The 26,814-nt window shown below is 60.9% G+C and carries 28 protein-coding genes; 21 read left to right on the top strand and 7 right to left on the bottom strand.

Annotation, left to right across the window (positions count from 1 at the left end; genetic code table 11):
- The first annotated feature begins 2 nt into the window (after window positions 1-2).
- The 12 genes from rplS to rimK all read left to right on the top strand — a co-directional run bounded on the left by rplS (window position 3) and on the right by rimK (window position 11,149).
- Window positions 3-371: a 50S ribosomal protein L19 gene (gene rplS, locus DVR09_RS11025; protein ID WP_115416971.1), complete on the top strand. Its 369-nt coding sequence runs from the start codon at window positions 3-5 to the stop codon at window positions 369-371.
- Window positions 372-493: 122 nt separating this feature from the next.
- Entirely contained in the window at window positions 494-2,785 is a 2,292-nt protein-coding gene (locus DVR09_RS11020) for a S9 family peptidase (protein ID WP_115416970.1), read from the top strand.
- Window positions 2,786-2,871: 86 nt separating this feature from the next.
- Entirely contained in the window at window positions 2,872-3,897 is a 1,026-nt protein-coding gene (locus DVR09_RS11015) for an aspartate-semialdehyde dehydrogenase (RefSeq protein ID WP_115416969.1), read from the top strand.
- A complete protein-coding gene (locus DVR09_RS11010) occupies window positions 3,897-4,439 on the top strand; it encodes a hypothetical protein (RefSeq protein WP_115416968.1) in 543 nt (180 codons plus the stop codon). The genes DVR09_RS11015 and DVR09_RS11010 overlap by 1 nt, the downstream gene beginning before the upstream one ends.
- A 25-nt stretch (window positions 4,440-4,464) precedes the next feature.
- Entirely contained in the window at window positions 4,465-5,124 is a 660-nt protein-coding gene (locus DVR09_RS11005) for a 2-hydroxychromene-2-carboxylate isomerase (RefSeq protein ID WP_115416967.1), read from the top strand.
- Window positions 5,121-5,570: a GFA family protein gene (locus DVR09_RS11000; protein ID WP_162814946.1), complete on the top strand. Its 450-nt coding sequence runs from the start codon at window positions 5,121-5,123 to the stop codon at window positions 5,568-5,570. The genes DVR09_RS11005 and DVR09_RS11000 overlap by 4 nt, the downstream gene beginning before the upstream one ends.
- The gene (locus DVR09_RS10995) at window positions 5,567-6,331 is read left to right on the top strand and encodes an alpha/beta fold hydrolase (RefSeq protein WP_115416965.1); all 765 of its coding nucleotides are present in this window, start codon (window positions 5,567-5,569) and stop codon (window positions 6,329-6,331) included. The genes DVR09_RS11000 and DVR09_RS10995 overlap by 4 nt, the downstream gene beginning before the upstream one ends.
- The gene (locus DVR09_RS10990) at window positions 6,328-6,846 is read left to right on the top strand and encodes a hypothetical protein (RefSeq protein ID WP_115416964.1); all 519 of its coding nucleotides are present in this window, start codon (window positions 6,328-6,330) and stop codon (window positions 6,844-6,846) included. Before DVR09_RS10995 ends, DVR09_RS10990 begins: the two co-directional genes overlap by 4 nt.
- A 71-nt stretch (window positions 6,847-6,917) precedes the next feature.
- A complete protein-coding gene (locus DVR09_RS10985; protein ID WP_115416963.1) occupies window positions 6,918-8,762 on the top strand; it encodes a M2 family metallopeptidase in 1,845 nt (614 codons plus the stop codon).
- The gene (locus DVR09_RS10980; RefSeq protein WP_234041410.1) at window positions 8,756-9,772 is read left to right on the top strand and encodes a YncE family protein; all 1,017 of its coding nucleotides are present in this window, start codon (window positions 8,756-8,758) and stop codon (window positions 9,770-9,772) included. Before DVR09_RS10985 ends, DVR09_RS10980 begins: the two co-directional genes overlap by 7 nt.
- Window positions 9,769-10,233, top strand: coding sequence for an ATP-dependent zinc protease family protein (locus DVR09_RS10975; protein WP_115416961.1), 465 nt, complete (start codon window positions 9,769-9,771; stop codon window positions 10,231-10,233). Before DVR09_RS10980 ends, DVR09_RS10975 begins: the two co-directional genes overlap by 4 nt.
- A 10-nt stretch (window positions 10,234-10,243) precedes the next feature.
- Window positions 10,244-11,149, top strand: coding sequence for a 30S ribosomal protein S6--L-glutamate ligase (rimK, locus tag DVR09_RS10970; protein WP_115416960.1), 906 nt, complete (start codon window positions 10,244-10,246; stop codon window positions 11,147-11,149).
- Here rimK and DVR09_RS10965 read toward each other — a convergent pair.
- The 5 genes from DVR09_RS10965 to rpsF all read right to left on the bottom strand — a co-directional run bounded on the left by DVR09_RS10965 (window position 11,146) and on the right by rpsF (window position 14,552).
- Window positions 11,146-11,679, bottom strand: a complete 534-nt coding sequence (locus tag DVR09_RS10965) for a GNAT family N-acetyltransferase (protein WP_115416959.1) — start codon at window positions 11,677-11,679, stop codon at window positions 11,146-11,148. The genes rimK and DVR09_RS10965 overlap by 4 nt on opposite strands.
- Before the next feature lie 63 nt (window positions 11,680-11,742).
- On the bottom strand, window positions 11,743-13,182 hold the full coding sequence (locus tag DVR09_RS10960) for an AMP nucleosidase (RefSeq protein ID WP_115416958.1): 1,440 nt from the start codon (window positions 13,180-13,182) through the stop codon (window positions 11,743-11,745).
- Between the two features lie 136 nt (window positions 13,183-13,318).
- A complete protein-coding gene (gene rplI / locus DVR09_RS10955; RefSeq protein WP_115416957.1) occupies window positions 13,319-13,951 on the bottom strand; it encodes a 50S ribosomal protein L9 in 633 nt (210 codons plus the stop codon).
- 11 nt (window positions 13,952-13,962) lie between these two features.
- The gene (gene rpsR, locus DVR09_RS10950; protein WP_102154155.1) at window positions 13,963-14,187 is read right to left on the bottom strand and encodes a 30S ribosomal protein S18; all 225 of its coding nucleotides are present in this window, start codon (window positions 14,185-14,187) and stop codon (window positions 13,963-13,965) included.
- Complete coding sequence (gene rpsF, locus DVR09_RS10945) at window positions 14,187-14,552, bottom strand: 30S ribosomal protein S6 (RefSeq protein WP_050601122.1); 366 nt, start codon at window positions 14,550-14,552, stop codon at window positions 14,187-14,189. Before rpsF ends, rpsR begins: the two co-directional genes overlap by 1 nt.
- A 204-nt stretch (window positions 14,553-14,756) precedes the next feature.
- On the opposite strand from rpsF, the gene DVR09_RS10940 reads away from it, so the two are divergent.
- Together DVR09_RS10940 and DVR09_RS10935 are read left to right on the top strand one after the other, a co-directional pair.
- The gene (locus DVR09_RS10940; RefSeq protein ID WP_115416956.1) at window positions 14,757-15,707 is read left to right on the top strand and encodes a DUF808 domain-containing protein; all 951 of its coding nucleotides are present in this window, start codon (window positions 14,757-14,759) and stop codon (window positions 15,705-15,707) included.
- Complete coding sequence (locus DVR09_RS10935; protein WP_115416955.1) at window positions 15,700-16,338, top strand: glutathione S-transferase family protein; 639 nt, start codon at window positions 15,700-15,702, stop codon at window positions 16,336-16,338. Before DVR09_RS10940 ends, DVR09_RS10935 begins: the two co-directional genes overlap by 8 nt.
- Here DVR09_RS10935 and DVR09_RS10930 read toward each other — a convergent pair.
- The gene (locus DVR09_RS10930; protein WP_115416954.1) at window positions 16,335-17,762 is read right to left on the bottom strand and encodes a glutamate ligase domain-containing protein; all 1,428 of its coding nucleotides are present in this window, start codon (window positions 17,760-17,762) and stop codon (window positions 16,335-16,337) included. The genes DVR09_RS10935 and DVR09_RS10930 overlap by 4 nt on opposite strands.
- Window positions 17,763-17,816: 54 nt before the next feature.
- Between DVR09_RS10930 and DVR09_RS10925 the strand changes: the two genes are divergently transcribed.
- The 7 genes from DVR09_RS10925 to DVR09_RS10895 all read left to right on the top strand — a co-directional run bounded on the left by DVR09_RS10925 (window position 17,817) and on the right by DVR09_RS10895 (window position 25,536).
- On the top strand, window positions 17,817-18,641 hold the full coding sequence (locus DVR09_RS10925; protein ID WP_115416953.1) for an LD-carboxypeptidase: 825 nt from the start codon (window positions 17,817-17,819) through the stop codon (window positions 18,639-18,641).
- A 24-nt stretch (window positions 18,642-18,665) separates the two neighbouring features.
- Window positions 18,666-19,604: an ACP S-malonyltransferase gene (fabD, locus tag DVR09_RS10920; protein ID WP_115416952.1), complete on the top strand. Its 939-nt coding sequence runs from the start codon at window positions 18,666-18,668 to the stop codon at window positions 19,602-19,604.
- Entirely contained in the window at window positions 19,604-20,356 is a 753-nt protein-coding gene (fabG, locus tag DVR09_RS10915) for a 3-oxoacyl-[acyl-carrier-protein] reductase (RefSeq protein WP_115416951.1), read from the top strand. Before fabD ends, fabG begins: the two co-directional genes overlap by 1 nt.
- Window positions 20,357-20,673: 317 nt before the next feature.
- Window positions 20,674-21,798: a DNA polymerase III subunit beta gene (gene dnaN / locus DVR09_RS10910; protein WP_115416950.1), complete on the top strand. Its 1,125-nt coding sequence runs from the start codon at window positions 20,674-20,676 to the stop codon at window positions 21,796-21,798.
- Between the two features lie 56 nt (window positions 21,799-21,854).
- The gene (locus tag DVR09_RS17635) at window positions 21,855-22,079 is read left to right on the top strand and encodes a DUF2855 family protein (protein WP_234041409.1); all 225 of its coding nucleotides are present in this window, start codon (window positions 21,855-21,857) and stop codon (window positions 22,077-22,079) included.
- Window positions 22,058-22,924 (top strand): DUF2855 family protein, encoded by an 867-nt coding sequence (locus tag DVR09_RS10905; protein WP_234041408.1) that lies wholly within the window; start codon window positions 22,058-22,060, stop codon window positions 22,922-22,924. Before DVR09_RS17635 ends, DVR09_RS10905 begins: the two co-directional genes overlap by 22 nt.
- 503 nt (window positions 22,925-23,427) lie before the next feature.
- Complete coding sequence (locus tag DVR09_RS10895) at window positions 23,428-25,536, top strand: TonB-dependent receptor (protein ID WP_115416948.1); 2,109 nt, start codon at window positions 23,428-23,430, stop codon at window positions 25,534-25,536.
- Window positions 25,537-25,944: 408 nt separating this feature from the next.
- On the opposite strand, the gene DVR09_RS10885 is transcribed toward DVR09_RS10895, so the two are convergent.
- Window positions 25,945-26,811, bottom strand: coding sequence for an alpha/beta fold hydrolase (locus tag DVR09_RS10885; protein WP_234041407.1), 867 nt, complete (start codon window positions 26,809-26,811; stop codon window positions 25,945-25,947).
- Between the last annotated feature and the right edge of the window lie 3 nt (window positions 26,812-26,814).

The raw sequence follows: 26,814 nt of genomic DNA, 5'->3' as shown, positions 1-26,814 counted from the left end.
CGATGAACCTCATTCAGCAGCTCGAAGCGGAAGCTATCGAGAACCTCGGGAAGGAAATTCCCGAATTCCGCGCCGGCGATACCGTGCGCGTTGGCGTCAAGGTTATCGAAGGTAGCCGTGAACGCGTCCAGAATTTCGAAGGCGTTGTCATTGCCCGCTCGAACCGTGGCATGGGCAGCAACTTCACCGTCCGCAAAATGAGCTTCGGCGAAGGCGTGGAGCGTGTGTTCCCCCTCTACTCGCCGATCATCGACAGCATCACCGTGGTTCGCCGCGGCATCGTGCGTCGCGCTAAGCTCTACTATCTGCGCGGCCGCACCGGCAAGCGTGCGCGTATCGCCGAACGTCGCGACAACGCGCCGAAGGCATAAGCGGCAAAGGCGGTTTATCAACCGAACAAGGGAAGGGGCGTGGCGGGATGACCGCCGCGCCCCTTTTCTTATGGCCTGCGATTGGGCATGCGGGTGGCAATGATGAAAGGGACCACACCCCCATGCGCCTTCTGCTTGCCGCCGCTCTTCTGCCTCTCGCCGCGCCCGCCCTTGCTGGCGACGATACGATGAGCGAGGGACCGGATCTCACCTTCGAGCGGGTCTTCGCCTCGCCCGGCCTCGACGGGCCGAGCCCGCGCAAGCCCAAGCTCTCTCCTGATGGCCGCTATCTCACCGTGCTGCGCAATCGCGAGGACGATCGCGAGCGCTACGATCTGTGGGCCTATGACCGCAGCGGCGGCACATGGGCGATGCTGGTCGATAGCGAGAAAATCGGTTCGGGCCGCGAACTGTCCGAAGACGAGAAAATGCAGCGCGAACGCGCCCGCGTCGGCAATTTGCGCGGGATCATCGATTACGAATGGACCAGCAACGGCGAGGCGCTGCTCGTGCCGCTGGATGGCGATCTTTATCTCGCTGCGCTGACAGGTGATGTGGTGCGCGTCACTGATACCGAGGAAAGCGAACTCAACCCCGCGCTCAGCCCGCATGGAAACTACATCTCCTTCGTGCGCGACCGCCAGCTATGGGTCGGCCCGGTGACCGGCGAACATGCCCCGATCACGGCCAGGGAAGGCGAGACGATCCGCTGGGGCGAAGCTGAATTCGTCGCGCAGGAGGAGATGAGTCGGCACGACGGTTACTGGTGGAGCCCGGACGAGAACCGCATCGTCGTCCAGCGGACCGATGAAAGCATGGTCGGCGTGGTCACGCGCGCGGCCATTGGCGCGACCGGCACGAAGGTGTTCGACCAGCGATACCCGGTGGCGGGCAGCGCAAATGCCAAGGTCCAGCTCTATGTGATGGACCCCAACGGCCAGAACCGTGTCGAGGTCGATCTGCGCAGCAACCAGTCTGCGACCTATTACGACCCGAAAAACCCTGACGATTTCTATCTCGCCCGCGTCGATTGGGCGCCCGATGGCAGCGTGTTCTATGTCCAGCGGCAGAACCGCGAACAGACCTGGATGGACCTGCTCAAGGTCGATCCGGCCACCGGCGCGAGCGAGATCGTGGTTCAGGAAGAGGCGTCGCAGCAGCATGGCGGCGATGGCTACTGGATCAACCTGTCGGACAATTACCGCTTTCTGGACGATGGCGATCTTATCTGGTGGTCGGAGCGTGACGGCTTTGCCCATCTCTACCGCTATATGGGTGAAGAGGATTGGCGCGCATACAAGCAGATGACCAAGGGCCAGTATGTCGTCACCAAGCTTGTCGGGGTGGATCAGCAGACCAGCCGCCTGTTCTTCCTCGCCACAAGCGAGCAGGACCCGCTGGAACAGCATGTCTATGCCTATGATTTCGCGACGCAGGCCCCGACGATGCCACACCGCCTGACGGAGCCGGGCTTTACCCATTCGGCGACCATGGACAAGAAAGGCCAGACGCTGCTCGTCACCCGCTCGAACGACGATACGCCGCCGCAGATGTATCTCGCGGATCAGGAGGGCAAGCGGCTCGCCTGGGTGGAGGAGAACGCGCTCGACGCCGACCACCCCTATGCGCCTTATCTGGCCAGCCATCGGCCCACGCAATACGGCACGATCCCTGCAGAGGACGGAACGCCGCTGCATTGGGAAATGGTCACGCCGGAGATGGAGCCGGGCAAGCGCTATCCGGTCTATTTCTACCATTATGGCGGGCCGGGGCCGCAAATCGTCAATCGCGGCTGGAATGGTGCGCTGCGTCAGGCAATCGTCGACAAGGGCTATATCTGGTTCGCGCTCGACAATCGCGGCAGCGCCAATCGCGGTGTGGCGTTCGAACAGCCGATCTACCGCGCAATGGGCGGGGTCGAGGTGCGCGACCAAAAGGCGGGAGCGGAATATCTCAAGACGCTGCCCTTCGTCGATCCGGCCAAGATCGCTATCGATGGCTGGTCCTATGGCGGATACATGACGTTGAAGCAGCTCCAGGCGGATCCGGGGCTGTATGCAGCGGGCATTTCGGGCGCGCCGGTGACGAAGTGGGAACTCTACGACACGCACTACACCGAACGCTATATGGGCACGCCGCAGGCGGATGGCGGGGCCTATGAAGCCGCCAGCGCGATCCCCAATGCGGGGAAGATCACCGACCCGCTGCTGATTATTCACGGCATGGCGGACGACAATGTGGTGTTCGAGAACGCGACCGAGGTGATTTCCGCGATGCAGGAAGCCAATGTGCCGTTCGAAATGATGCTCTATCCGGGATATACGCACCGCGTGTCGGGCGAGAAGATCAGCCCGCATCGCTACAACACGGTGTTCCGCTTCCTCGAAGCGCACGGGGTAACGCCGCCCGAATAGGGCTTTACCCCACGCAATCGAATGTGCGCTTGCGGGCGCGCAGGTAATCGCTATCTCGGCGGCGCAGTTCTGTTGGAGATGGTGAATTGGGTTATCGTGTTGCCGTGGTCGGCGCGACGGGGAACGTCGGGCGCGAAATGATGATGGTGCTTGCCGAGCGCGAGTTTCCGATCGACGAGATCGCGGCGGTCGCGTCGAGCCGCTCGCATGGGTCGGAGGTTGAATTCGGCGATACCGGCAAGATGCTCAAATGCCAGAATATCGAGCATTTCGACTGGTCGGGCTGGGATATTGCGCTGTTTTCTGCGGGTAGCGGCCCGGCGAAAGAATATGCCCCCAAGGCGGCGGCTGCGGGTTGTGTGGTGATCGATAACAGCTCGCTTTACCGCATGGACCCGGACGTGCCCCTGATCGTGCCCGAGGTTAACCCGGATGCGATTCACGGCTATTCCAAGAAGAACATCATCGCCAATCCCAACTGCTCGACCGCGCAGCTGGTGGTGGCGCTAAAACCGTTGCACGATGTTGCGACCATCAAGCGCGTCGTCGTGTCTACCTACCAGTCGGTTTCCGGCGCGGGCAAGGCGGGCATGGACGAGCTGTTCGAGCAGAGCCGCAACATCTTTGTCGGCGATCCGGTCGACCCGGTGAAGTTCACCAAGCAGATCGCCTTCAACGTCATCCCGCATATCGACGTCTTCCTTGATGACGGCTCGACCAAGGAAGAATGGAAGATGGTGGTCGAAACCAAGAAGATCGTCGATCCCAAGATCAAGCTCGCCGCGACTTGCGTGCGCGTGCCGGTTTTCGTCGGCCATTCCGAGGCGGTCAGCATCGAGTTCGAGAACGAGATCTCGGCCGAACAGGCGCAGGATATCCTGCGCGAGGCGCCCGGCTGCATGCTCGTCGACAAGCGCGAGGACGGCGGATACATTACGCCGGTCGAAGCGGCCGGTGATAGCGCCACCTATATCAGCCGCGTGCGCGAAGACCCGACGGTCGAGAACGGCATCAACCTATGGTGCGTGTCCGACAATCTGCGCAAGGGCGCGGCATTGAACGCGGTCCAGATCGCGGAACTCCTCGGGCGCGAGTGCCTTAAGAAGGGATGATGCGAAAAAGTCTCTTACTCGTCCTCCCGCTGGTACTTGCCGCTTGTGGTGAGGCCCAACCCGCGCACGAGCCGGTCGAAGCCCCGACCGATGCGGTGGAGACTGCAAAGGTGTTCGTCGACGCCAATGGTCTCGGGCCGGCAGACGCCGAGCCGTTCCGCTTCGGCGCGGCGCGCGCGGATGTCGACGCGGCCATCGGCGAGGCACTTGGCATTGCCCCGGGCAAGTCGCGCAACGAAGAGTGCGGGGCCGGACCGATGGATTTCAGCCAGTTCGGCCCACTGCAGATCGCTTATATGGATGGCGAACTGCGCGGCTGGTTCCTGCGCGAAGGCGAGGGGGTAGCAACCTCCGACGGCATACAGCCCGGCACGACCAAGTTCGAAGGGCTCAGGCTCGAAAAACAGGTGCGCAAGCTCGATACAACGCTCGAGGGCGAGTTTGAATACACCACTGCGGACTTTGGCACCATCACCGGCTTTGCCGAGGATGGCGAGACCGTTACCGCGCTCCAGGCCGGTATAAGCTGCTTCTTCCGCTAGGCCGTCCTGTGCGTATAAGGGCGGCATGACCCTGTCCGCAGACCTCTATTTCAGCTTCCGCTCACCTTACAGCTTCCTTTCGGTCGGGCGCTACCGCGCGCTGGCCGAAGAGTACGATGTCGATATCGCGCTCAGGCCCGTCTATCCGCTCGCGATCCGCCAGCCCGATTTTTTCGAGCGCAACCATCCCAATTGGATGGCCTATACGATCCGCGACATGATGCGGGTGGCACAATACCACTCGATCGCCTTCGGCCCGCCGCGCCCCGACCCGATCGTTCAGGACCCGAACACCCGTGCGATCAGCGCCGAACAGCCCTATATCCGCCGGGTCACTCGGATGGGTCAGGCTGCTGCACGGCACGGCAAGGGCTTGGTCTTCGCGCATGAGGCGGGCAAGCTCATCTGGGGCGGTCAGGAGAACTGGCACGAGGGCGACCATCTTGCGGACGCCCTGTCCGCTGCCGGGCTCGATGCGGCGGAAGTCGTTGCCGAGGTCGAGGCGCAGGGGGAGGAACTCGACGCCGAGATCGCGGCCAATCAGGATGCGCTTGAAGCCGCCGGCCATTGGGGCGTTCCGACACTGGTATTCGAGGGCGAACCCTTCTTCGGTCAGGACCGCATCGAGATGGCGCAATGGCGGATGGAGCAGAAGGGGCTTGCGCCAAGGGATGGTGTGCGATGAAGGGCGAGCTGACCGGCGGCTGCCTGTGCGGCGCAGTACGCTATACCTTGCGCGAGGGCTTTCGGCTCAAGCCCTATGCCTGCCACTGCACCGACTGCCAGAGTCGGACGGGCAGCGCCTTTAGCGAGCATATGCTCTTCGCGCTCACCGACCTCGACATATCGGGCGATCTCGATACGGGCGAATACGATCAGCCCAGCGGAGCCCATTCGCGCATCCTCGGCTGCGCGACATGCAAGGCGCGAATCTATGCGGTGAACGACACTCGCGAGGGCTTCGCCAGCCTGCGCTGCGGCACGCTCGACGACAGCGCGTCGCTGGTTCCCGCGGCGCATCTGTGGGTGAAGAGCAAACAGCCGTGGATCGGCCTGCCCGCGGATGCGAGGGTCATGGACGCACAGCCGCAAACCACCGAGGAGTGGATCGAATTCGTGGGGATGGCATGAGCGGACCGGTGACCGAACAATTCGAAAGTTTCGACGGCACGCGTCTGGCCGTCCATCGGCACGGCAAAGGGCGACCGCTCGTCTTGCTCCATGGTCTGTTCTCCAGCGCGGCGATGAACTGGATCAAGTGGGGGCATCACGAAGCGATCGCGGCGCAGGGCTTCGAGGTGCTGATGCTCGACTTTCGTGTGCATGGCGAGAGCGAGGCTCCGCACGAGCCTGAGAGATATCCCACCAATGTCCTGGTACGCGATGTGGCAGCGCTGGTGGATCACTACGGACTCGACGAATACGATCTGGGCGGCTTTTCGCTCGGCGCGCGCACTTCGCTGCACGCGACCGCGCATGGCGTGCTCGAACCGAAGAACCTCGTCATTGGCGGGATGGGGACTGCAGGGCTGGGCGAATGGCATCGCCGTGCGGCCAAGTTCCGGCGCGTGATCGACGAGTTCGATACGATCCCGCGCGGCGATCCGGACTTCTTCTCGATGCAGTTCCTCAAGTCGCAGGGAGTCGACCGCGTGGCTGCTCGGCTGCTGCTCGATACCATGCCCGATCTCGACCTCGTATTGCTCGATGCGATCACCATGCCCACTCTGGTGGTCTGCGGCGATGAGGATCGCGACAATGGCTCGGCCGAGGAGCTCGCCGACCTGCTGCCGAATGCCGATTACGTCGAGGTCCCCGGTACGCATATGAGCAGCGTGACCAAGCCCGATCTGGGGCGGGCGATCGCACGTTGGCTTGGGGGGCAGACATGAGTGAACCGAAACCGAATTTGCGCTGGTGGCTGTGGGGTCTGGTGGCCTTCGCGATCGTCATCGTGCTGAGCATGGCGGTCATGCATCCGGAAAGCGTGACGTTGGGTGTTGCCGAACACCAGGCGGCGGGCAGCGCGGCGCGGGTGGACGAGATACAGGGGCAATGGCGCGAAGGTGGTGTTCGCACTCTCGCCATTATTGCGATGCTTGGCGATCTGGTTTTCATCGGCATCTATGGCTGGGGAAGCTGGCTGGCCGGGCGCAGCTTCATGGCGATGCGGGGTGCGGCAAGGATGCTAGGCATGCTGATCGCCATTTCGGCAATCACCTTTCTCGTCACCGACTATACCGAAACCATTCTTCAGGTGGTCCAGCTTCTCAGCGAACAGGGTTCGGACTGGATGGCTACGGTCGCGGCCACGGCCCGCCCGGTGAAGGTCGTCGCCTGGATCGCGACCTTCGGAGGTGTGCTGATGGCACTCGCCATTCGTCGATTTGGTGCGCCGCCTGCTTGATTAACCGGCCTGGCAGGTGCAATCCGGTAGCAGGTGAAACCACACGCTAGAACATCATCGAGAGGTCCTGCATGAAATTCGCATCCGTCGCCCTGTCCGCGCTCGCCATTTCGCTCGCCAGCCCCGCGCTCGCGAACCAACACGAGGCCCAGTCCGAGATGGCCAGTGCGTATCCCATGACTCCGCAGGGCGCCGCCGATTGGGTGGCTATGGTCGAAAAGGACATGTTCGATTTCTCGGTCGAATATGGCCGGGTTTTGTGGATCAATTCGACCTATATCATCCACGATAGCGACCAGCTTGCCGCCAAATACGGCGCGCAGGCGACCGAGAAGTCGGTCAAATATGCGAATGAGGCGGCGAAATATGCCCAGGTTGCGGGCCTGGATCCCGAAGTCGCGCGCAAGCTCGACATCCTGCGCAATGGCATCGTCATGCCCGCGCCGGTCCGCGATGGCGCTGCGACCGAGCTCAATGAAATCGCCACCAAGCTTGGCTCGGCCTATGGCAAGGGCAAGGGCACGCTCAATGGCGAGGAAATCAACGGCAGCGATATAGAGGCCGAGATGGGCAATCTCGACCGCACCCCGGCCGAACTGGCCGAGATGTGGACGAGCTGGCACGACAATGTCGGCGCGCCGATGCGCGATGATTACCAGCGCATGATCGCCATTGCCGGCGAAGGTGCAGCCGAGCTCGGGTATGATGACCTCGGCGCGATGTGGCGATCGAATTACGATATGTCGCCCGACCAGTTCGCTGCCGAGACCGAACGCATGTGGCAGGAAGTAAAGCCGCTTTACATGGCGCTGCACACCTATGTCCGCAGCAAGCTCAACGCAAAATATGGCGACGAGGTGCAACCCGCCACTGGTCCTATCCGTGCCGACCTGCTCGGCAATATGTGGGCGCAGGAATGGGGCAATATCTACCCGCTCGTCGCTCCGGCGGGCGCAGGCGATATCGGCTACGACCTCACTGAGCTGATCGAGCAGAAGGATCTCGACGAGGTCGAGATGGTCCGCGTGGGCGAACAGTTCTTCTCCTCATTGGGCTTCGAACCGCTGCCCGAGACCTTTTGGCAGCGCAGCCAGTTCACCAAGCCGCAGGACCGCGAAGTGGTCTGCCATGCCAGTGCCTGGGACGTCGACAATGTCGACGATCTGCGCATCAAGATGTGCATCAAGCGCAATGCGGACGACTTCAAGGTCATCCACCACGAACTTGGCCACAACTACTACCAGCGTGCCTACAACCAGCAGGACTATTTGCATCTGAACGGCGCGAATGACGGTTTTCACGAGGCTATCGGCGACATGATCGCGCTTTCGATCACGCCCGAATATCTCGTGCAGATCGACATGCTCGACCGCGCCGACGTGCCGAGCGCCGACAAGGACATCGGCCTGCTGCTGCGCGAGGCGATGGACAAGATCGCCTTCCTGCCATTCGGCCTTCTGGTCGACCGTTATCGCTGGGAGCTGTTCAACGGCTCGATCCCGACTAATGAGCTCAACAAGGGCTGGAACGACCTGCGCCTGCAATACCAGGGGATCGTTCCGCCGGTGGAGCGCGACGAGACCAAGTTCGATGCGGGCGCGAAGTATCACATCCCGGGCAATGTGCCTTACACGCGCTACTTTCTCGCGCGAATCCTGCAGTTCCAGTTCTTCAAGGCCGCTTGCGACCAGGCAGGTTGGGAAGGGCCGCTGCATCGCTGCTCGTTCTACGGCAACGAAGAAGTCGGCAAGAACCTCAATGCCATGCTCGAAATGGGCGCCAGCAAGCCGTGGCCCGACGCGCTCGAAGCCTTCACCGGCGAACGCCAGATGAGCGGCAAGGCGATGGCGGAGTACTTTGCCCCGCTGAAGGCATGGCTCGACGAGCAGAACGCCGGAAAGACCGAAGGGTGGTAAGCCGCTTCACCCTGGCCTTCGCTTTCCCGCTGGCGGTCGCCTGTGCGCCCGTCGACGGGGAGGGGGAGGCAGCCGCGCCGCGCGTGGCCAGCGATGTCGAAGGCGCGCTGTTCGTGGCCGGCAAGTTCGGCAGTACGCTGTCGAAGGTCGACCTCGCCTCCGGTGAGCAAGTCGTCAGCGTCGATAGCTGTGCCAATCCGCACGAATTGGCCACTTCGCCCGACGATCTGCATGTCGCGCTCGCCTGCTATGGCGGGCAGACGGTGGACATCTTCCGGACCGCAGATCTGGTCAAGGTTGCCAGTATCGACCTTGGTGCGAATGCGCGTCCGCACGGGATTGTCTGGCATGCCAATGGCGATCTTTACGCTACGGCCGAGGGCCGCCAGTCGGTTTTCTGGATCCGCGATCCGCTGGAACAGGCAGAGGTCTTCGAAAGCGGCACGGGCAAGGAAGGCAGCCATATGCTTGCCGTCGCGCCCAGCGGAAACCACGCCTGGACGACCGATCTCGGCAGCAAGACTGTGACGCGGGTCGATCTCAAGACCCGCCGCGCACCCGCATCGGTCGAAGTTGGCGAGGAGCCGGAAGGCATCTGGCTTTCCGATGACGGCGAAACGCTATGGGTTTCGGCGCGCGGATCGAATGCCGCCTTCAAGCTCGACCCCCAGACGCTGGAGGTGCGGCAGCGGATCGAGACCGGGAATTTCCCGCTACGGATCACGCTGCGCCCGCAGGGTGACTATGCGGTCACCTCGGATCTTGCCGATGGTGGGCTGACGGTAATCGACACGCAAAGCGGCGATGTGGTGCGCAGCATCGCGGTTTCCTCTCCCGCGCAGGCCGAGGCACGGACGCAGGTGACGATCCTGTTCTCACCAGATGGCGAGCGTATCTATGTCGCCGAAACCCGCAACGACACGATTGCCGAGGTCGATTTCGCTACAGGAAAGGTGCTGCGCCGCCTGCCTGGCACGGGTGGCGGCGACGGGATCGCGATCATCGAATGAATAAGAAATACAAGGAACTGCCGGTCGTCGGCTGGCGCGAACTGGTGCATCTACCCGAGCTCGGCCTCCACGCGGTCCCGGCCAAGATCGATACCGGTGCGAGGACCTCTTCGCTCCATGGCGAAGTGATCGAGGAATTCGAACGCGATGGCGAGAAATACGTGCGCTTCGCGGTTGATTTCGACCAGCAGCATGTGCGCCAGGTGTGCGAGGCGGTGCATGTCGACGTGCGCGGAATCACCAGTTCGAATGGCAAGACCCAATATCGCTACGTTATCAAAACCCCGCTCACGATCGGCGGGGTCGAATTCCGTGCCGAAATCAGCCTGGCCGATCGCAGCGACATGAAATTCCCCATGCTGATCGGCCGTTCGTCGCTGCGCCGCCGATTTGTCGTGGACAGCGGCTATTCGTGGTTGCAGACGCCCGAACTGGACCCCGTCAAAGGGCACAAGCCCTGAGGAGCGCATAATGAAAATCGCCATGTTGGCGCGCAATCCGAACCTCTATTCGCACCAGCGACTGAAAGAGGCGGCGGAAAAGCGTGGCCACGAGCTCGATATCCTGAATACCACGCGCTGCACCGTCCACATCGCTAGCCATCGTCCCGAGGTTTACTATAATGGTGAGGCATGCGTGGGCTACGATGCGGTGATCCCGCGTATCGGGGCGAGTATCACGAATTACGGCCTCGCGATTCTGCGTCAGTTCGAGATGCGCGGTTGTTGGCCGCTCAATGAAAGCGTCGCAATCGGGCGCAGCCGCGACAAGCTGCGCAGCATGCAAATTCTCGCCAAGCACGGTCTCGGCCTGCCGCTGACGGCCTATGCCAACGACCCAAAGCAAGCCGAAGAGATCATACGGGCGGTCAAGGGGCCACCCGTGGTGATAAAATTGCTCGAAGGCACGCAGGGTATCGGCGTTGTGCTTGCCGAGACCCTGAGCAGCGCGAAGTCTGTGATCGAAGCTTTCCGTGGGGCCAACGTTAACATCCTCGTGCAGGAATTCATCAAGGAAGCCGGCGGTACCGATATCCGCGCATTGGTGATCGGCGGCAAGGTCGTCGCGGCGATGAAACGCACCGGTGCGGCCGACGATTTCCGCAGCAACCTGCATCGCGGGGGCAGTGCTCAGCTTATCAAGATTACACCCGAGGAACGCTCAACCGCCGTCCGCGCGGCCAAGCACATGGGCCTGAACGTCTGCGGCGTCGACATGCTACGAAGCAATCACGGACCGGTGATCATGGAGGTGAACTCTTCGCCCGGTCTCGAAGGGATCGAGAAAGCGACCGGCAAGGATATCGCCGGGATGATTATCGAGTTTATCGAGAAAAGCGCCAAGGATGGCAGGACGAAGACAAGGGGGAGGGGCTAGCTCTCCAGATCGCGTACCATGATGCGATAGGATAGCTGAAGTTCGCCGATCGCGAACGTGTCTTGGCCGATATCACGCCACCCAATGTGCTCATAAAAACCACGGGCTTGCGCGTTGCCCTCGTGCACACTTAGCCAAAGCCTGTCGCATAATTGTCGACGCGCCTCGTCCTCGATAATTTTGACCAATGCTCTGCCCACGCCGCCACCGATCTCCGTGCTGTCGACGTAGATTTTCTGTAGCTGTCCTATACGCCGACCCCTGCACAGTGGATGGCTCGAACGCAGTTTGAGCTTGGCATACCCGATTAGCTTCTCGTCGATCAAAGCAAGCCAATATTTGTTGTTCGGCTTCAGCAGGCTCTTTGCGATTTTGTTTAGAGTGAAGGTCTGTTCGAGATATCTTTCCAGCGTTTCGTCATGGTCTTGGAACAGGTGAGCGAATGCTTGTTTGAACGTCGCTCGACCAAGACTGGCAAGCGCGGAAGCGTGATCTACCATTGCGAGTCGAATAATGAGTGCATTGGTCATTATTCGGTTCTGGGAGGATGCCAGATCGACCGCATCCCGCTGCTTGCGCTCAAACTATCGAGACTACCTGAACGGCGGCTCATTGAAGGCGCGCAGTTTCCGGCTGTGCAAGCGCGGCCCCTCGTCGCGGAGCAAGCGACAGGCGGTCACGCCGATCTGGAGGTGGGCGGCAATTGCTTCCTCGTAAAAGGCGTTGGCCTGGCCGGGCAGCTTGATTTCGCCGTGCAGCGGCTTGTCCGATACGCACAAGAGCGTGCCGTAGGGCACGCGGAAGCGATAGCCCTGCCCCGCGATCGTGGCGCTTTCCATGTCGACCCCAACTGCCCGGCTAAGGCTCATGCGATGGGCCGAGTTTGTGTAGCGCAGTTCCCAGTTGCGGTCGTCCGTGGTGACAACGGTGCCGGTACGCATGCGCTTCTTGAGGTCCGCGCCATGTTCGCCCGAGACCTCTTCCGCCGCGCCGGCGAGGGCCTGCTGGACCTCGGCAATAGCGGGCAGGGGAATTTCGGGTGGCAGGACGGGATCGAGCACATGGTCGTCGCGCAGGTAGGCATGGGCGAGCACATAGTCGCCGATCTTCTGGCTGGGACGCAGACCGCCGCAGTGACCGATCATCAGCCAGGCTTCTGGTCGCAGCACGGCAAGGTGGTCGCAGATGGTCTTCGCATTGGACGGACCGACGCCGATATTGACCAGCGTGATGCCTTCCCTGTTCGGACCGATGAGATGGTAGGCGGGCATTTGGTGCCGCCGCCATGCGGTATCGGAGAGTTGCGCGCGGGCATTGTCGGTCTTCTCGTTCAGCATCAATCCGCCTGCACCAGCCAGTGCGGTGTAGCCATTCGAACCGAGCTGGGACCCGGCCCAGTCCACGAATTCATCGACATAGCGGTGGTAGTTGGTGAACAGAATGAAGCGCTGGAAATGCTCTGTGCTCGTGCCGGTATAATGCGCCAGCCGCGCCAAGCTGAAATCCGTGCGCAGCCCGTCGAACAAAGAGAGAGGGATCGGGTCCTCCGCATTTTCGAGCACGATGCCGTCGGCCAGCTCGTCTCCGATATCCGCCAGTTCGGTCGAGGGAAAGTGCCGCGCGATCAGGTTGGGATCGACTCCCACCAATTCGGCACCGGCTTCGCCGTCGAGCACGTAGGGAAAGGGAATTTCCTGCTGAGACGAGCCCACTTCGACTTCGATTTCGTAATTCTCGGAAATCAGCTCGAGCTGTTCGCGCAGATAGTCGCGAAACAGGGCCGGGCGCGTTACGGTGGTCGTATAGAGGCCTGGTGCATTCAAGCGGCCAAAGGCGCGATTGCGATCCTCGGGCTGATCGCCGCCACGGAAACGCAGACGCAGCTCGGGATAGGCGTAGCTTCCATCCTTGCGGCGCTCTGGTGCGGGAAGCGCGCGTTCGCGCCCGAAGGCGATAACGTCATCGCGCAACCTTTCGACTGCCGCGTCATAAATTGTCTCGATCCGGTCGAGTGTCTGTTCGATGGTTTCCATGGGCGGTTTTCTTGCCTCTTGTTGTTTTCCGATTGGTGTCACGCCAACAGATAGTGATTGCGGGCGCTTCTTACAAAAAGGGCGCGGAAGCCGAAGCCGCCGCGCCCTTTCATATTGCTGGATGCGAAGATCGGCCTCAGGCGTTCTCTTCGTTCTCGTCCGTAGCGGTGTCGGCACCCTCTTCGAGCATGTCCTCGGGGATTTCGCCGGGCTCGAGGGTCGGGTCGATACGGGCTGCATCGGCCTGCTCTTCGATCTCGCGCTGTTCGTCCTCGAACATCTGCGCCATCACGTCGATGCCTTGGCTCTGGAGTTCGGCTTCGTCGTCCGAACGGGCGACATTGGCCTTGATCGTCACCGAGACCTCGGGGTGGAGGTCGATGCGGACTTCATGCATGCCGATCGTCTTGATCGGATCACCCATGATGACCTGCTTCTTGTCGATGTCGTGGCCTTTGTCGCCGAGCGAGGCAGCGATGTCGCGCACGTTGACCGAGCCGTAGAGCTGGCCGGTGTTCGATGCGGCACGGATCAGGACGATTTCTTCGCCATTGACCTTTTCGCCAGCCTTTTCGGCTTCGGTGCGACGTTCCGCGTTTTCCTTTTCCAGGCGGTCGCGGTTCGCTTCGAAGACCTTCTTGTTGGCTTCGTTAGCGCGGAGAGCCTTCTTCTGCGGAAGCAGGAAGTTGCGGGCATAGCCGTCCTTCACAGTGACGACGTCACCGATCGAGCCGAGCTTTTCGATCCTTTGAAGGAGAATGATATCCATGGATTTTCCCCTTACTTCACGATGTACGGCAGCAGGCCGATGTGACGCGCGCGCTTGATAGCCTTGGCCAGTTCACGCTGCTTCTTCGCGCTGACGGCGGTGATGCGGCTGGGAACGATCTTACCCCGTTCGGACATGAAGCCCTGAAGGAGACGGACGTCCTTATAGTCGATCTTGGGAGCGTTCTTGGCCGAAAACGGGCAAGACTTGCGGCGGCGGAAAAACGGACGGGCCATCAGTTACGCTCCTCGCGGTCGCGGCGCTTCTTCGCATCGCGCTCGTTCTTGCGCATCATCACGCTGGGACCTTCCTCGTGCTCTTCGACACGGATGGTCATGTAGCGGATGACGTCTTCGTTGATACGGGTCTGGCGTTCGAGCTCTTCCACGACGGCGCCGGGGCCTTCGATGTTGAGCATGACGAAATGCGCCTTGCGGTTGCGGTCGATCTTGTAGGCGAGGTTCTTGAGGCCCCAGGTCTCCGTCTTGGTGACCTTGCCTTCGTTCTTCTCGACAATCTCGGTGGCGGTGGCGGCGAGTTGGTCGACCTGAGCTTGGCTCAGATCCTGTCGCGCCAAGAAAACATGCTCGTAGAGAGCCATGCCCTTGTCCTTTCACTTCATGGCCGATCGCTGGCTTGTCCGCGGGATTGCGGGGCCCCTCCGGCTTTCTTCGAATCCCTCGGATGTCCAAGGGATGCGCGCACATAGCGGTATTGGCGGAGATTGCAAGGCAAGTTGGGGGCTTGGCAGCGCGGAACGGGGCGGGCAGGGGCGCATTGGGTGTGAAACGAAGGAGTGCCTCTATTGCCTGGTGGACTTGTAGCCCTGCTCGACGACGTCTCGATCATCGCCCGCGCGGCGGCGGCATCGGTAGACGACATTTCCGTTGCCGCCAGCAAGGCCGGTTCCAAAACGGCCGGTGTGGTGATCGACGATGCGGCGGTCACGCCCAGCTATGTCACGGGCCTGTCCCCGGCGCGCGAATTGCCGATCATCTGGAACATCACCAAGGGCAGCTTGAAAAACAAGCTTATCATCCTGCTGCCCGGCGCGCTGTTGCTGAGCTGGCTGCTACCGAGCGCGATCATTTTCATCCTTATGCTGGGCGGGGCCTATCTTTCTTACGAGGGCGCCGAGAAGGTGATGGAAAAGCTGGGCGGCCAGAAGCACGGCAAAACGGTCGACGACAAGATCGACGATCCCGTAGCCTTCGAGAAACAGCGCATATCAGGCGCGATCCGTACCGATCTCATCCTGTCCGCCGAAATCATGGCGATCACGCTGAACGAAGTCGCCTCGGAAGACTTCATCGTTCGAGCCGGCGTGCTTGCGGTCGTCGGTATTGGTGTGACCTTCGCGGTCTATGGGGCGGTCGCCCTGATTGTGAAACTCGACGATATCGGCTTGCATCTGCGCGAGAAGGCTTCTGCTACCGCGCAGGCATTCGGAAATTTCCTCGTTAATTCGGTGCCATATCTGCTGATCTTCCTTTCGTTTATTGGAACGATTGCGATGCTGTGGGTCGGTGGCGGGATTATTCTGCACGGGACTCACGAGCTGGGCTTCGATGGCCTCTACGATATCGCCCATGGGGCCGAATATGCGGTGAAGTCTGCCACAGGCGCCATGTCGGGCTTTCTCGGTTGGCTCACATATGCTGCCTTTTCCGCACTCGTGGGCCTCGCACTTGGCTTCGTAATTGCGATTCTGTTGCACAAGGTCCTCAAGGTGGGGAATACGCACGGTCATGGCTGACGGGCCGATCCTTTATACCTGCGCCGGGTCGCGCGGTCTTCGCGCGACTTGGGCAGCCGAGGAGGCGGGCACGGATATCGAGCTGAAGCTCCTGCCGTTTCCTCCGCGCTATCAGGCCCCGGAATATCTCGAGTTGAACCCGCTCGGGACAGTGCCGATGCTGGTGGACGGCGCGGTGACGATGACCGAGAGCTGTGCGATTGCGCACTACCTCGCGGTCAAGGGCAGCGACCCTTCGCTCGTGGTGACGCCCGACGAGGTCGACTTCGGCGCCTATCTCGATTTCACCTATCATGCCGATGCAACGATAACTTTCCCGCAGACGGTCTTCATGCGCTTCGCCCTGTTCGAGAAGGACAAAGGCTGGAGCGAAGCGGGGGAGGCCTATGCGAGATGGTTCTGGAAACGACTGGTGAAGCTCGAACGGCGGCTCGAAACACGCGAGTTTCTATGCGCCGATCGCTTCACCGTGGCGGACATCTGCTGCGGCTATGCACTTATTCTTGCCGCAAAGGCCGGGCTCGACGAAGGCGTGCCGCAATCGCTGAAAGACTACCGCGATAGACTCGTTGCCCGTGAAGGCTATCGCCGGGCTGTGGACCGGGAGTCCGCCGGCCCGTCCGCGATTTAGGGAAGCTTGGCGAGCAGCTCGCGCGCGAAGCTACTCAACGTATCGTCGCGTGCCCCCATGATGACGATGCGGTCGCCGGGCCGGGCAATGTCGGCGAGCCGGTCGCCCGCTGCCTTGCGAGTGGGGACATATTCCGCTTGTCCGCCAACATCCTCGATCAGCCGCACAATCCGTTCGCTGCCTTCGCTGCGATCGACCGTGCCGCCGAAATAGACCGGGTCGCACAAAATCACGCGATCGCCATTGCCCAACTCGTGCGCGAAAGTCTCGGCGAGTTCGTCGCCCATCTGGCGCAGCGGCCCGTAGCCATGTGGCTGGAAGAAGGCGAGCACGCGGCCGGGGTGGGCCTTCAGCGTGCGCAGCGTCGCGGCGCATTTCTCGGGGTTGTGCCCGAAATCGTCGATCACCGTGATGGCTGAGACACTGGTGCCGACCACGTCGAAACGCCGCGCCAGACCTTCGAACCCGGCCAGCGCCTCGACTGCCTTTTCTACCGGGATACCGGCCGCAGCCGCACCCGCAATGGCGGCCAGCGCGTTCGACAAATTGTGTCGTCCTGGCAGCTTGAGCGTGAGAGCGTGTTCGCTGCCGTCGTGCCGATCGATCACGAGCGCGGCCTGCCGCATCGGACCTTCCGCGATCGATCCCGGCACGATGCCGATCTGCGCCTTTTCCTGCTCGATTCCGAAAGTGATGACCTCTTTTGCACGGGGCAAAAGTGCGAGCGCTTCGGCATCGTCGGCATTGATTACGCCAATGCGGCTGCGCGCCAGATAGTCGCCGAAGAGTTGGCGCAGTTCCTCCATGCTTTTGTGATCGAGGCTGACATTGAGCAGCACGCCCACGGCAGGGCGATAAAGCGCGATCGAGCCGTCGCTTTCGTCGACTTCGCTGACATACAGGCTCCGACCGCCGACCACGGCGCTGGCATACGGCCGCTCGGGCGAGACGAAGTTCTTCATCACCGCTCCGTTCATGATCGTCGGCTCGCGTCCGCAAGCGTGCAAAATCCAGCCTAGCATGCCGGTAACGGTGGACTTGCCACTGGTGCCCGCGACGGCAAGCCCCGCGCCGCTGGTGTTGAACAGGATCGAGTTCAGTTCGGCGCGGCTGAGCCGTAAGCAATCGAGCTCCCTCGCGCGCTGAACTTCGGGCACGGTGTCCTCGACCGCGGCGCTGGCGACGAGGATCTGCTCGCCCGAAACGATGCCGCTGCCATCTTGCGGGTGGAGCGTGAAGCCCTGCTGTTCCAGCGCGCCGAATTTCTCAGGTGTGCGGCCCTGATCGCGGCTGCGGTCCGACCCTTCGACCGTGCAGCCGCGGCCTTTCAATATCTGTGCCAGCGGCAGCATTCCCGATCCGCCGATGCCGCAAAAGAAAAACGGGCGGGCGAACAATTCGTCTGGAGTGGGCATATCGCTCATGTCGGTGCAGCTATTGAGTTGTGCCGGGCGATACAAGCGCGCTAGCAGGCGCAGATGGTCAAAATTGCGATCTGTGCCCCCGGAAAACCGCTGAAGCGCGAACGGTCCGATGCGTTGAAAGCTCTTGTGGCGCGACGCAGGGATGTCTCGCTCCACTTCCATGAGCAGTGTTTCCTGGAAGAAGGGCACTTTGCCGGTAGCGACCAGGTACGCCTGGCGGCGCTGCTGGAGTGTGCCAACGATCCCGGTTTCGATGCGGTATGGTTTGCCATGGGCGGCTATGGTTCGAACCGCATCGCCGCGCAGGCGGTGGCGCAGATGAACGGGGCCGCGCGGACCAAATCCTATCTCGGCTATTCGGACACAGGGTTCCTGCTCGGCGCGCTCTATCGGCACGGGATCGGGCGTGTGGCGCATGGGCCGCTGGCGGGCGATATCCGGCGCGAGGGTGGAGCGGAAGCGATCGCGCGCGCGCTCGACTGGTTGAAAGGCAAGGATAACGGTCTCGAGCCCGGTCTCGACGGGCGTCCTGCCGCGGCTTTCAACCTGACCACGCTCGCCATGCTGGTCGGCACCGACCTGGCGCCGGATCTTTCCGGCCATGTGGTCATGGTCGAGGAAGTGGCCGAGCATCTTTACGCCATCGACCGCCTGTTCTTCCACGTCACTCAACACCTCCGGAGTATCGCCGGACTGAGGCTCGGGCGGATCAGCGAAGTGCCGGAAAACGACCGGCCCTTCGGCAGAGACGAAGTCGCCATCGTGCGGGATTGGTGCGCGCGCAGCGGCATTCCCTACCTCGGCCGGGCCGATATCGGGCACGACGCTGCCAACAGGATTGTCCCCTTCGGGCTTGAGGCGCGCGCGGCACACGCCTAGGCGCGGCTCCGCAAGGAGAGAATAATGACTGCATTCATCTTCCCCGGACAAGGCAGCCAGAAGGTTGGCATGGGCGCTGAGCTTGCCGAAGCCAGCGCATATGCTCGCGAAGTTTTCGAAGAGGTCGACGAGGCGCTCAAACAAAAACTGTCGGCCCTGATGAAAGACGGGCCGGAAAGCGAACTGACCATGACGGCCAACGCGCAACCCGCGATCATGGCCAATTCGGTCGCAACGGCACGTGTGCTGGAAAAGGAATTCGGCCTCAGCCTGGCCGACAAGGCGGACTGCGTCGCGGGCCATTCGCTCGGCGAGTACAGTGCATTATGCGCTGCCGGCGCTTTCTCGCTGACCGACACGGCAAAGCTGCTGCGTCTGCGCGGCATTGCAATGCAGGATGCCGTTCCGATCGGCGTCGGCGCCATGGCCGCGCTGCTGGGTGCCGATATCGACAAGGCGACCGCTCTCGCCGAAGCGGCCGCGCAAGGTCAGGTGTGTGAAGTCGCCAATGATAACGACCCGACACAAGTCGTCATCTCGGGCCATGCCGAGGCGATCGACCGCGCGATAGAAATGGCGAAGGAGCATGGCATTAAGCGTGGGATAAAGTTGCCCGTCTCGGCCCCGTTCCACTGCTCGTTGATGGGACCGGCCGCGCTGAGGATGAAGAACGCGCTGGCCGAAATGCCGCCGCAAGCCTTCACCGTTCCGATCTTCGCCAACGTCAGCGCCGCGCGGGTGACCGATCCGGCGGAAGAACAGGGCCTGTTGGTCGAGCAGATCACCGGGCGCGTGCGGTGGCGTGAAAGCGTGCTTGCCATGCGCGAGGCAGGGGTTGAACGTTTCGTCGAGCTGGGCGGGAAAGTGCTCGGCCCGATGGTTGGTCGCATCGATAAAGGGGCGACTACCGTCAGCCTCGTCACCATGGAAGATCTCGAGAATTTCGCGAAGGAGAACGCGTGATGTTCAGTCTCGAAGGCAAAACCGCCCTCGTTACCGGTGCCAGTGGCGGGATCGGTTCGTCGATCGCCTATGCGTTGGCCAGGCAGGGCGCCCGGCTCGCATTGTCGGGTTCGAACGGCGACAAACTGCGCGCCTTCCGCGAGCAGCTCAATGACGAGTTCGGTCACGACCATGTCGAGATCACTTGCGACCTGTCGAACCCCGAGCAGGTCGAGGAACTGATCCCGGCCACCGTCGATACGCTCGGCAGCATGAATATCCTCGTCAACAATGCAGGGATCACGCGCGACAATCTCGCCATGCGGATGAAAGACGAGGAATGGGACGATGTGATCCGCATCAACCTCGAAGCCAGCTTTCGCCTGATGCGTGCCAGCGCGCGGCCGATGATGAAGGCCAGGGGCGGGCGGATCATCTCCATCACCAGCATTGTCGGCCATACGGGCAACCCCGGCCAGATGAACTACACTGCCGCCAAGGGCGGCCTCACCGCGATGTCGAAAAGCCTCGCGCAGGAGCTTGCCAGCCGCAACATAACCGTCAACTGCGTCGCCCCCGGTTTCATCCGCACCGCGATGACCGATGCGCTGACCGACGACCAGAAGGCCGCAATCAATGGACGCATTCCGATGGGCCGTATGGGCGAGGGCGAGGAAATCGGTGCAGCCGTGACCTACCTCGCCAGCGACGAAGCGGCCTATATCACGGGCCAGACGCTACATGTGAATGGCGGCATGGCGATGATAGGGTAGGGGAAGAGCGCTCTTCGTCTCGTGCGTGAAGCGCCTCCGCGCTTGCATCGGCAGTTCCGTACCGCTCCCCCTCCCGACGCCCCACGGGAATATCCTCAATGCATGGTCGAGAGGGAGAGCGGGACGGAAGGGCAAGGTCAGGACGGGTGTTCTGATCCCACTCGACAAAAACCTCCATACTTTTCCCCAAGGAATCCGCCCAGCGCGGCGCGCGGTCTTGCTCCCGATGCAACCCCCGCTAGGGTGACTGTCCGTATTCCGGCGCTGGTGGGGCGATTCCGGCCCTCTCGGTGCCCAAAAGGGATGAAAGTAGGACCATGAAGGCCACCATCGAACGCGCGACGCTGCTGCGTTGTCTCAGCCACGTGCAGTCGGTCGTAGAACGCCGCAACACGATTCCCATCCTTTCCAACGTGCTGATCGAGGCCGAGGGCGACAATTCGCTCAAGGTCATGGCGACCGATCTCGATTTGCAGGTTGTCGAACATATGGATGCCAGTGTCGACAGCGCGGGTTCGATCACAGTCTCGGCACACTTGCTGTTCGACATCGCGCGCAAGCTGCCCGAAGGGTCGCAGGTGAGCCTGGAGGCGGCCGAAAACCGTATGGCGGTAAAGGCAGGGCGAAGCCGTTTCTCGCTGCCCACGCTGCCGCGGGACGATTTTCCGGTGATCGTGGAAGGCGATCTGCCAACCAGTTTCGAGCTTCCCGCCAGGACGCTCGCCGAACTAATCGATCGCACGCGGTTTGCGATTTCCACGGAGGAGACGCGATACTATCTCAATGGTATCTTCTTCCACGTCTCGGACGAGGCCGAGCCGGTGTTGAAGGCTGCCGCGACGGATGGCCACCGCCTCGCACGCTTCACCCTGCCGCGTCCGGAGGGCGCCGAAGGCATGCCCGACGTGATCGTTCCGCGCAAAGCCGTGGCCGAATTGCGCAAGCTGCTCGAAGAAGCGATGGACGGCAACGTGCAGATCGACCTTTCGGCCAGCAAGGTCCGCTTCACTCTCGGCGGCGAAGGTGGCGTGGTGCTCACCAGCAAGCTTATCGACGGCACGTTCCCCGACTATTCACGAGTGATCCCAACGGGTAACGACAAGCTCCTCAAGCTCGATCCGAAGAGCTTCCATGAGGGTGTCGACCGTGTGGCGACCATTGCCACCGAAAAGACCCGTGCGGTCAAGATGGGGCTGGACAAGGACAAGGTAACACTCACCGTTACTTCGCCCGATAATGGCACCGCGACCGAAGAAGTCCCCGCCGAATATGCGGCGGACGGGTTCGAGATCGGCTTCAACGCGGCCTATCTGAAGGACATCCTCGGGCAGATCGATAGCGACAATGTCGAAATACACCTGGCCGATGCTGGCGCGCCTACGCTGATCCGCAAGGATGAGAATTCGCCCGCGCTCTATGTCCTGATGCCGATGCGGGTGTAAGCGCTCGCATTGATCGATCGCTGACGCTAGCGTCTTCTTCCGAAGAGGAGATGCGAATGCAGCAGGTACATGTCCGTAAGGATAGCATCGGCGAAGCCGAACTCGTCGAGTGCGAGCAGGGCGCGCTGGCGGAAAATGCTATCCGGCTCGAAGTAGAGAGCTTTTCGGTCACGGCGAACAATGTGACCTATGCGGCGGTCGGCGACGGTTTCGGGTACTGGAATTTTTCCCGGCGCTCGACGGCAAAGGCATCGTACCCATGTGGGGGCATGCCCGCGTGATCGAGAGCAACCATCCCGATATTGCCGTGGGCGAGCGGATCTATGGCTATCTGCCTATGGCCAGCCATCTCGATGTGGTGCCGGGCAAGGTGACGGCCAGCGGGTTCACCGATATGGCCGAACATCGCCAGCCGATGAGCCCGATTTACAATCAGTATTCGCGCCTGGCGGCCGATCCCGAGCACGATCCCGCACGCGAAGGCGAGCGGATGATCTTCGGCCCGCTGTTCAAGACTGGTTTCCTGATCGAGTATTTCCTGCGTTCCGAGCATTGGTTCGGTGCGACGCAGCTTATCCTCACCAGCGCTTCGTCCAAGACCGCCATGGGTCTAGCGAGCGTCGCCAGGCATCGTTCGCCGGATGTAAAACGTATCGGGCTGACTTCGGCAGGCAATGTCCGCTTCGTCGAGGAAAGCGGGCTTTACGACCAGGTGCTCTCCTACGAAGCGGTGGACAGCATTGTTGCCGAGCCCAGCGTATCGGTCGATTTCGCCGGCAATGCTTCGCTCCTTCGCGCTATTCACCAGCACTTCGGCGCGGCCCTGAAATATTCGTGCCTCGTCGGCGTCACGCATATCGAGGAGCGAGGCGAGGGGCTCGATGGGATTTCCGGCCCTACACCGACACTGTTCTTCGCGCCCGACCATGCAGTGGCGCTGTTCAAGAATGTCGGCCCCGAAGAAACGGGGCGGCAGATCGCGCAAAGCTGGCGCGCTTTCCGCGCCGATGTGGGGAACAGCGTGACGATCTCCCGCCATGCGGGTCTCGCCGCGGCGCGGGACGCCTTCGTCCAAATGGTCGGGGGCAAGGTCGATCCCGCCAGGGGCATCGTGATCGAGCCTTAGACTATTCCGATTTCGGGGGAGTTCCGTCGGCTGCGTTCGTTGGTCGATGAAGCACCGCGTGTGGCAGGTGCGGCAGAGGGCGCGTCGAATGGCGGTTCTTGTGCCAGTCAGCCTTTCGGAAAGCGGCTCATCCACCGAGCGCGGTCATGCGGAATCCTGTCCGATCGGTAGCGGCGACCGATCCGCTATATTCCTGTTTTTGCAACAACAATTCCCACATCCGCTCCTTTAGGGTACCGAAACTCTTCGAGACACGCGCGAAGAGCAGGCAAACCTCTCGAGCTCCGTGACCGCCAATTCCAGTCTGGCGATGCGCGAACGGGTCAAAATCCACCTCCTCTCTCCCTTGCAGCCGGAATTCGGGTTGGTTCCAAACAAAACCGAGGGGTGACCATCGCCCCTGCGTAGAGCGTGATGTCGGTAGGGCGCTCGGCTCTGGGCGAAAGACCACCGGCCAACGATCGCGCCACAATCGGTGGCGCTATACGTACAGGGAGTGATAAATGAGTTTTAAGGCGAACCCCTATCGCAGCGGTCTGCTGGCAGGTTCTACCGGCCTTGCAATACTGGTTGCAACTCCAGCTATGGGGCAGGAGAACACGCCGGCGGAAGGCATTAACGTGATTGTCGTGACCGCTGAGAAAAGGGAGAAGGATCTCCAAGACGTTCCAATAGCAATCACTGCGATGAGTGGTGAAACGCTGACCGCGAACGGGATTTCGAACGTCGAAGATCTGCAATTTTTCGTGCCGGGGCTGACCGTTACAAACGACTCCATGGCCATTATAAACATTCGCGGTATCGGCACATCGGCGTTCGGAGTTGCTACCGACCCAAGTACAACGGTCCACTATGATGGCGTATACATTTCGCGTCCGACAACAAGTTATCAGGATATGTTCGATGTCGAGCGTGTCGAGGTTTTGCGCGGACCTCAGGGTGTGTTGTTCGGCCGCAACTCCGCCGGGGGGACGTTAAATATCATCTCCAAAATGCCCACTGATGAGCTTACCGGGACTATCGGTGTGACCCTTGGAAATTTGGGGAAGCGAAACTTCAGCGGAACTATTTCGGGGGCTGTCGCGGACGGTGCCAGAGCCCGCCTGACCTTAGTGAAGAACGATAGGAACGGGGTCTATCGCGACGTAAATTTCGATCGTCGCTATCAAGACGAAAACAATCTCGCGGGACGATTTACCCTGGCGGTCGACGCAACCGATCGGCTCGAAATCGTGCTTCGCGCGGACGCAAGCCGCGATCGTGAGACGGGCTATCCCGCCATTCGGGAAACCTATCCAGCCTCTCTTGTTGCTGCAGGTGCAACCGTTCCATCCCGGCCCAATGAGATAGCTCTGGATGCGGTCCCTCGCTACGATATCGACGCATGGGGGGTGTCTTCCACTATCCGATATGATGCAGGGCCTGTCGAATTGAAGTCCATTACTGCATTTCGATCCAGCGATGTTGACCAGACACTCGACGTGGATGCGACAGATATCTTTCTGCGAAATATCGAGTTTTCTGAATCATCGAAATCTTTCACTCAGGAATTCCAGATCTTAAGCACAACGCCTTCCCGTCTGACCTGGATATTGGGCGCCTTCTACCTCAGGGAAGATGGCGAGGACGAGATACAGATATTGGAGCCCAATCGCGCGCTGGCGATACCGGAATCGAACACGACCAATGCTTTCGCACTGTTTGGTCAAGCGAGCTATGAATTTACCGACAGCCTGCGTTTTACGACAGGTTTGCGATATAGCTATGAGAAGAAGGACTTTGGATATCGCATCTTCTCCAACAAGGAAGAGGTAGATAGCGGTTCGCCTACAGCGTCTTGGTCTGCGTGGACGCCAAAATTCGGTGTGGAACTGGATTTGAGCGAGGACATCCTAGCCTACGCCTCCGCAACTCGCGGATTCAAGTCGGGAGGCTTTCAATTAGGTGATGCGAAACCATTTCTTCCGGAATATCTTTGGAGCTACGAAGTAGGTTTGAAAACGACGCTGTTCGATCGGAGGCTTCAAGCCAATTTCTCGTCGTTCTACTATGATTATTCAAATCTGCAGGTTGTCCAGTACATTAATGGCGTCGCGAGTACGACCAATGCAGGCAGAGCAACGATCAAGGGTGTAGAGGCGGAATTTCAAGCGAAGCCCACCAGAAACCTCTCGCTCACCTCTACCATTTCCTGGCTCGATGCCCGCTATGATGTATACTTCGACGATCAAGTGAGTCTGGAAGGCAACCGTTTGCCGAATGCTCCGAAATGGAATGCGACATTTGGTGCTGAATATCGAGCGCCACTCGGTTCCGCCGGGTTTCTCACACTACGTGGCGACGTAGCGCGGCGAGGTACGGCCTATTTCAAGCCCAGCAATGATCCACGCTATGCAAGTTCACCAACGACGCTGGTGAATGGGCGGATATCTTGGGAGCCGTCAGGCGGGCAGTGGGAGGTTGCGCTCTACGGACGGAATCTGACCGACGAACGCTACGCCACTTACAAGACATTCGGCACCGATGCGTCGGGAGTCTCCAATCCCGACCTGCCGTTGACGGTTTATGGAGAACCACGCCAATATGGTGTTCAGCTCAGGCGCTTTTTCTGATTTTTGAAGAGTAGGTTGGGGGCTCTCGATCAAAGAGTTCCATACTGAGCGGGACAAGGCGCATAACCGCCTTGTCGACGTGTTTCGAAGGGCGAGTGGGTATAAGGTATGCCCGCTCGCCTTTCCAATGGCTTGCGTGATCCATCAGAGCGCGTCGAAAACGCGCCGACCGGAAAGTCGGCCGCGATGATGTCGCGCACGAAATGGGGCGCGAAGACGTAGATGACGATCAGGATATCATCGGGCTTGCGTAGCCATTCCAAGGCCGCCCAGGGACGGAACCCGTCTTGCCCGGTGCGCCGCCTTCGCCAATGGTCTGGCGCGTTGGTTGAATGGCCAGCGCATTGGCTGCAAGTGCGGGATTGGTAACCATTTTTCCAGTCTTACAAATCCCTTGGCCTCGTCCGCTCAGGCGGCCCGGGCAAGCTCCGCTTCGGTGGCCGGGGCATCGAGGAAGGTCCGTAATCTGGCGACGCTTTCATCCGCATGGGTCAGCAGGAACAAATGCCCGCCACCCTCGATCACTTCGAGCCGAGCGTTGCGAATGGCCGAGGCGAGAATTCGTCCGTTGATGAGGGGAACGATCTGATCGTCGTCACCCATCATGACGAGCACCTCCTTGCTCATGAAGGGAAGGGCGGGAAGGCTGGTCCAGCCGATCATGGCGAGCAACTGATAGAAATATCCGCGTGGGGACGGCGGTTTGAGGCGCCCGATATGGCTATCTTTCTGATGCGCCTGCCCGTCGGGATCGATTCCGCCGTAAAGTGTCTGGAAATGTTCGTTCATGAACTTGGGATCGATATAGCGGCGCGGGTTCGCCATCTTGGTAAGGGCGGCCGGGTTCCCCGGCACCATCAGCATGCCTGCCGTCGTTGCCACCAACACCAGTCGGCGGGTTCGCTTTGGATACTGCAGGGCAAAATGCTGCGCCATCGCACCGCCCCAGGACACGCCCATCACATCGACTTCGCCGAGTCCCAACTGGTCGAGGATCAGATTTGCGGTCCAGCTCATGGTGAAGGGGTTGTAGGGCAGGGTTGGATCGGGGCTTTCGCCCGTGCCCGGCATGTCGAACATCACGAAGGGGCGTTCGGCGAGCATTTCGGCAAGCGGGGCAACCGCTTCGATATTTGCACCGATGCCGTTGAAGAACAGGATCGGTGGGTGCTCGGATGCTTCGCCCAGCCGCCAGTGCGCGACCCTTAGCGTCCGCCCGCCCGCCTCCATCATCTCGATGGTTGCAGTCATGGGTTCGTCTTTCGATGCCGTCACGCG

This window comes from Erythrobacter aureus (assembly GCF_003355455.1).
Taxonomy (GTDB): domain Bacteria; phylum Pseudomonadota; class Alphaproteobacteria; order Sphingomonadales; family Sphingomonadaceae; genus Qipengyuania; species Qipengyuania aurea.
Note: the sequence above shows the minus strand (reverse complement) of the source record. Positions and strands in the feature narration are given on the sequence as shown.

What these genes read in the sequence shown, in the direction of transcription:
- rpsR (WP_102154155.1), bottom strand. Translation starts at nt 14,187, where the DNA reads ATGGCCCGTCCGTTTTTCCGCCGCCGCAAGTCTTGCCCGTTTTCGGCC.
- DVR09_RS10995 (WP_115416965.1), top strand. Translation starts at nt 5,567, where the DNA reads ATGAGCGGACCGGTGACCGAACAATTCGAAAGTTTCGACGGCACGCGT.
- fabD (WP_115416952.1), top strand. Translation starts at nt 18,666, where the DNA reads ATGACTGCATTCATCTTCCCCGGACAAGGCAGCCAGAAGGTTGGCATG.
- DVR09_RS10975 (WP_115416961.1), top strand. Translation starts at nt 9,769, where the DNA reads ATGAATAAGAAATACAAGGAACTGCCGGTCGTCGGCTGGCGCGAACTG.
- DVR09_RS11020 (WP_115416970.1), top strand. Translation starts at nt 494, where the DNA reads ATGCGCCTTCTGCTTGCCGCCGCTCTTCTGCCTCTCGCCGCGCCCGCC.
- DVR09_RS10935 (WP_115416955.1), top strand. Translation starts at nt 15,700, where the DNA reads ATGGCTGACGGGCCGATCCTTTATACCTGCGCCGGGTCGCGCGGTCTT.
- DVR09_RS10965 (WP_115416959.1), bottom strand. Translation starts at nt 11,679, where the DNA reads ATGACCAATGCACTCATTATTCGACTCGCAATGGTAGATCACGCTTCC.
- DVR09_RS11010 (WP_115416968.1), top strand. Translation starts at nt 3,897, where the DNA reads ATGCGAAAAAGTCTCTTACTCGTCCTCCCGCTGGTACTTGCCGCTTGT.
- DVR09_RS17635 (WP_234041409.1), top strand. Translation starts at nt 21,855, where the DNA reads ATGCAGCAGGTACATGTCCGTAAGGATAGCATCGGCGAAGCCGAACTC.
- rplS (WP_115416971.1), top strand. Translation starts at nt 3, where the DNA reads ATGAACCTCATTCAGCAGCTCGAAGCGGAAGCTATCGAGAACCTCGGG.
- dnaN (WP_115416950.1), top strand. Translation starts at nt 20,674, where the DNA reads ATGAAGGCCACCATCGAACGCGCGACGCTGCTGCGTTGTCTCAGCCAC.
- DVR09_RS11005 (WP_115416967.1), top strand. Translation starts at nt 4,465, where the DNA reads ATGACCCTGTCCGCAGACCTCTATTTCAGCTTCCGCTCACCTTACAGC.
- DVR09_RS11000 (WP_162814946.1), top strand. Translation starts at nt 5,121, where the DNA reads ATGAAGGGCGAGCTGACCGGCGGCTGCCTGTGCGGCGCAGTACGCTAT.
- rimK (WP_115416960.1), top strand. Translation starts at nt 10,244, where the DNA reads ATGAAAATCGCCATGTTGGCGCGCAATCCGAACCTCTATTCGCACCAG.
- fabG (WP_115416951.1), top strand. Translation starts at nt 19,604, where the DNA reads ATGTTCAGTCTCGAAGGCAAAACCGCCCTCGTTACCGGTGCCAGTGGC.
- rplI (WP_115416957.1), bottom strand. Translation starts at nt 13,951, where the DNA reads ATGGATATCATTCTCCTTCAAAGGATCGAAAAGCTCGGCTCGATCGGT.
- rpsF (WP_050601122.1), bottom strand. Translation starts at nt 14,552, where the DNA reads ATGGCTCTCTACGAGCATGTTTTCTTGGCGCGACAGGATCTGAGCCAA.
- DVR09_RS10905 (WP_234041408.1), top strand. Translation starts at nt 22,058, where the DNA reads ATGTGGGGGCATGCCCGCGTGATCGAGAGCAACCATCCCGATATTGCC.
- DVR09_RS10960 (WP_115416958.1), bottom strand. Translation starts at nt 13,182, where the DNA reads ATGGAAACCATCGAACAGACACTCGACCGGATCGAGACAATTTATGAC.
- DVR09_RS10985 (WP_115416963.1), top strand. Translation starts at nt 6,918, where the DNA reads ATGAAATTCGCATCCGTCGCCCTGTCCGCGCTCGCCATTTCGCTCGCC.
- DVR09_RS10925 (WP_115416953.1), top strand. Translation starts at nt 17,817, where the DNA reads ATGGTCAAAATTGCGATCTGTGCCCCCGGAAAACCGCTGAAGCGCGAA.
- DVR09_RS10990 (WP_115416964.1), top strand. Translation starts at nt 6,328, where the DNA reads ATGAGTGAACCGAAACCGAATTTGCGCTGGTGGCTGTGGGGTCTGGTG.
- DVR09_RS10930 (WP_115416954.1), bottom strand. Translation starts at nt 17,762, where the DNA reads ATGAGCGATATGCCCACTCCAGACGAATTGTTCGCCCGCCCGTTTTTC.
- DVR09_RS10895 (WP_115416948.1), top strand. Translation starts at nt 23,428, where the DNA reads ATGAGTTTTAAGGCGAACCCCTATCGCAGCGGTCTGCTGGCAGGTTCT.